The sequence below is a fragment of the Kitasatospora sp. NPDC091257 genome, assembly GCF_044757675.1.
Classification (GTDB): domain Bacteria; phylum Actinomycetota; class Actinomycetes; order Streptomycetales; family Streptomycetaceae; genus Kitasatospora; species Kitasatospora lactacystinica.
Window position 1 is genome coordinate 1 of sequence record NZ_JBIVVI010000762.1, and the last position, 4,468, is coordinate 4,468.

The following is a 4,468-nucleotide window of genomic DNA, read 5'->3' on the forward strand; positions in this document are numbered from 1 at the left end:
CCCCAGTTGGCCTCCTCGTTGAGGTCCAGGACCCGGGAGAGCTTCCAGCCCAGGTACTGGCCGAGCGAGGCCAGCGGGGGCAGCTTCTCCACCGGGTGGACGGTCACCGTGTACTGCTCGAAGAGCGGGGCGAGGCGCTGCTCCAGCACCTTCGACCAGGAGCCGTCCGGGGTGCCGTCGGTGGTGACCAGGCAGACGAGGGCCTTGCCGCGCAGCACCAGCATGTAGTTGAACACCGAGGCGCCGGGCAGGGCCTCGGCCCACAGCGCCTCCTCCAGGTCGTCCTGGCGGATGTTGTTCTCGGCGAGCAGCAGGACGTCCTGGGCCCGGCCGAGGGTGCGCAGGACGGGCAGCCGGATGCCGCAGTCGCAGGGGTCGGTCTCGATCCGGACCAGGTCGCCGGTGCGGTAGCGCAGCAGCGGGCGGGAGGGGATGTCCAGGGTGGTGACGATCAGCTCGCCCTGCACCGGGTCGGTGTCCGGGCCGAGCACGGTGGTGCCCTCGCCGTCGTCGATCTCCAGCAGGTAGCTCTGCAACTGCAGGTGCAGCCGGCGGTGTTCGCAGGTGACGGCGAGGGTGCCGGTCTCCGAGGAGCCGTACGAGCCGACGTAGGCGGTGCCGCCGGTGAGGCGTTCGAGGTGGCGCACGAAGCTGGGGCCGGTCTGTTCGGCCATCAGCAGCAGCCGGTCGAAGCGGGGCAGCGGCAGGCCGTTCCGTTGGGAGAACTGGGCCAGTTCCAGCAGCCGGGACGGCGGTCCGACGTAGACGTTGGCGTTCAGTTCGGAGATCAGTCGCAGCACCCGGGTGTAGTCGCCGGTGATGTTGTCCACCCAGGGGCGGAAGGACATCACTCCGAGGTACTCCAGCACCTTCTCGAACTGGTAGGCGGCGGGTGCGAAGGGGGCGTTGATGAGGATCAGGGCGACATCGGCGGGCCGCAGCAGCCGGCCCCACATCTCGCCGATGTTGAGGGTGTTGACCAGCAGGTCGTCCACCGCCTTGGGGGCGGGGGCCGGGTCGCCGGTGGTGCCGGAGGACTCGTAGTAGTGCAGGAACTCCGACAGTGGGCGGGTGAACGCGCCGGCGCCGTGGCCGCCGAGTTCCTTCTTGCCGAGGAAGGGCAGCGCGGCGAAGGCGTCCAGGGCCTCGGCGGGGGTCAGCGGGGTGTCCGAGCGCAGCCGCTCGGCGAGGTCCCCGGTGAGGGTGCCGGCGTACATCGGGGAGCGCACGGCGGCGGCCAGCGTGGTGGCCAGCTTGGCGCCGTAGCGTTCGGCCGGGTCCTGGCCCTGCCAGGTGCGGTGGATCAGGGCGGTGTGGGAGTCCAGGCGCTCGGCGGCGTCCTGGCGTTGGGCGGGGTCGCGCAGTAGCAGCATCTTCGATAGCTCCTCGGGCTGTGGGAGTCACGGTCGGGGACGTGCCGGTGCGGGGGAGACGGCGAACGGCGGGGGTTCGGGCGGCGAAGGGCGGGGGTTCAGGCGGCGAAGGGCTCCGGGAGCCCGGCGGCGCGGCGCAGCGAACCGTCCCGGACCAGGCCGGCCACGGCGGCGATGTCGCCGTCCATCCGCCGGTCGCGGTCGGTGAACGGGGCCTGCTCGCGGATCAGTCCGTGCACCTTCTGGAGGGTGGGCGAGGCCTTGCGCAGGCCGCGCAGCTCGACCGCCTGGGCGACGGCGAGCAGGTGGATCGCGGTGACGTCGCGGGCGAGCTCGACGACCGTACGGGCGTCGCGGGCGGCGATCGTGCCCATGCTCACCTTGTCCTGGTTGTGCGCCTCGGTGGAGCGGGAGAACAGTGAGGCGGGTACGGCGGTCTTGAGCGCCTCGGCGGTGATCGCGGAGGCGGCGATCTGCATGCCCTTGAAGCCGTGGTGGAGCCCGGCGTGGGCGTCGGTGTCGGCGGCGGGGGCGATCAGGTTGGGCGGCAGGCCGCGGCTGAACTTGGGGTCGACCAGCAGGGCGAGCTGGCGGTCGAGCAGGTCGGCGGTGTTGGCGACGGCGGTCTTGAGGCCGTCCATGGCCTGGCCGACGTGGCCGGCGTAGAAGTTGCCGCCGTGGTGCAGCAGGCCCTCCTCGGTGTCGAACAGCGGGTTGTCGGTGGAGGAGTTGACCTCGGTCTCCAGCCAGGGCCGCACCCAGTCCAGGGTGTCCCGCAGCACGCCGGTGACGTGCGGGGCGCAGCGCAGCGAGTACGGGTCCTGGATGCGGTGCTCGTGGGTGAGGAAGCCGCGGTCGCCCAGGCGTTCCTGGCGGTCGAGGATGCCCCGGTAGTCGGTGGCGAGTTCGGAGCCGTCGAGCAGGGCGCGGATCGCGGCCGCGGAGGCGAGCTGGCCGGGGTGCGGCTTCTGGCGGTGCAGGAACGGGTGGAAGTGCGAGGCGTTGCCGTGCAGCGCCTCCACGGCGAGGGCGGTGGCGATGTCGGCGGCGGCGGCGAGTTCGGCCGCGTCGTGGGCGGCGAGGACGGCGAAGGCGGAGGTGAAGGAGGTGCCGTTGATCAGTGCCAGGCCCTCCTTGGCGGCGAGCACCACCGGTTCGATGCCCTCCTCGGCGAGTGCCTCGGCGGCCGGGCGGATCCGGCCGCGGTGCAGCACGTCGCCCTCGCCGAGCAGGGCGTGCGCCAGGTAGCAGAGCGGGACCAGGTCGCCGCTGGCGCCGAGCGAGCCCCGTTCGGGGATGAGCGGCAGGATGTCGGCGGCCAGGTGGCGCAGCAGGGTGTCGACCACGACGGGCCGGATCGCGGAGGGGCCGCGCCCCAGGCAGTTGGCGCGGATCAGCTGGACGGCGCGGGCGACCTCGGGCGCGGCGGTCGGGCCGGTGCCGTTGAGGTGGTAGGTGATCAGGTTCCGCTGGAGCGCGGCGGCGCGGTCGGCGGAGATCTGCCGCCCGACGGAGTCGCCGAATCCGGTGGTGATGCCGTACAGCGGGATGCCGCGCGCCAGCCAGTCCTCCTTGAGGGCGACGGAGGCGGACATCCTCCCGGTGGCGGCGGGGGCGAGGACCGGTCCGGCGGTGCCGGGGCGGGCCCGGGCGACGGAGACGATGTCGGCGAGGGTCAGGTCGTGGCCGGTCAGGGCCAGGGGACGCGTGGTGGGCATGGGTCCTCGTTCCTGGGCGGAGCGGGCGGTCCGGTCGGAGGGGGCGGTGTACCGGCTGGCCCCAAGTCTCGGGATCGGACAGGTGTTCCGTCTTCGGGCGTCGGTACGGACCGGATCCCGTCCCAACGGCCGGGCGGCGGGCGGCGACCCGGCCCAACGGACGGGCCGTCGGACCGGGTCGCCGGGGCGTCCGCCGAGCCCCGTCACCACTCGACGGGCAGCGCCTTCGGACGCAGTGTCAGCAGGCCGCCGAGCCACTCGACCTCCTCGGCGGGCACCGCGAGCCGCAGCGAGGGCAGCCGGCGGGCCAGGGTGCCGAAGGCGACCTGGAGCTCCATCCGGGCGACGCCCGCGCCGGGGCAGTAGTGGGCGCCGTGGCCGAAGGCGACGTGCTTGGGGTCGGCGCGGGTGAGGTCGAGCCGCTCGGGGTCGTCCACCCGGCGGATGTCGCGGCCGGCCGCGTGCATCACCGGGATGACGCCCTCGCCCTTGGCGACCGGGGTGCCGGCCAGCTCCAGGTCCTCGGTGGCGACCCGCATGAAGCCGATCTCGGACGGCGGGGCGTAGCGCAGGAGTTCCTCGGTCGCGTTGTCCAGCAGGTCGGGGCGCTCGGTGAGCAGCCGCCACTGGTCGGGGTGGCGCAGCAGCTGGTACAGCGCCCGGGAGACCGCGCTGACGGTGGTGTCGTGGCCGGCGACCAGCAGGTTGATGCCGAGCCAGACCAGCTCGCGCTCGTCGAGGCGGTCCTCGTCGTCGCGGGCCGAGATGAGGGTGGAGAGCAGGTCCTCGCCGGGGTTCGCGCGGCGTTCGGCGACCAGCCCGGCGACGTACGCGGCGGACTCCTGGCGGGCGGCGAGCCGCTCCTCGGGGGTGTGGGCGGTGATGGAGACCAGCCGGTCGGTCCACTGCTGGAGCAGCGGGCGGTCCTCGACCGGGGCGCCGACCATCTCGCAGATCACCCAGACCGGCAGCACGGCGGCGAAGTCGTGGTGCAGGTCGGCCGGTCGGGGACCTTCGACCAGGCGGTCGATGAGCTCGTCGGCGATCTCGACCACCCGGGAGCGCCAGCGCTCGGCCTTGCGCGGGGTGAAGGCGGGGGAGATCAGCCGGCGCAGCCGGGCGTGGTCGGGGCCCTCCTGGTTGAGCAGGTTGTACGGGTTGTCGGAGAAGTCCTCGCCGGAGACGGTGCGTACGGCGCCCGGCTCGCGCAGCGCGGCCCGGGACAGCCGCTGGTCGGAGAGCGCGGAGACGACCTCGTCGTAGCCGGTGACCAGCCAGGCCTGGTCGCCGCTGGGCAGCCGGACCCGGCTGACCGGGCACTTGGCGCGCAGTTCGGCGAACTCGGCGGGCGGCTCGCCGTAGGGGGAGAGCGGAAGG

Annotated in this window: 3 protein-coding genes; all 3 read right to left on the bottom strand. The window is 73.5% G+C overall.

Annotation, left to right across the window (positions count from 1 at the left end; translation table 11 throughout):
• On the bottom strand, positions 1–1,373 hold a 1,373-nt coding region (locus ACIQOV_RS29000; protein ID WP_401053489.1), incomplete at its 3' end, for a phenylacetate--CoA ligase family protein.
• A gap of 98 nt (positions 1,374–1,471) precedes the next feature.
• Positions 1,472–3,091, bottom strand: coding sequence for an aromatic amino acid lyase (locus tag ACIQOV_RS29005; RefSeq protein ID WP_401053491.1), 1,620 nt, complete (start codon positions 3,089–3,091; stop codon positions 1,472–1,474).
• Between the two features lie 203 nt (positions 3,092–3,294).
• Positions 3,295–4,468, bottom strand: a 1,174-nt coding sequence (locus ACIQOV_RS29010) for a cytochrome P450 (protein WP_401053493.1), incomplete at its 5' end; no start/stop codon positions are given.

Excerpts from the sequence above, each read along its gene's own strand:
- ACIQOV_RS29005 (WP_401053491.1), bottom strand. The coding sequence starts at position 3,091 with ATGCCCACCACGCGTCCCCTGGCCCTGACCGGCCACGACCTGACCCTC.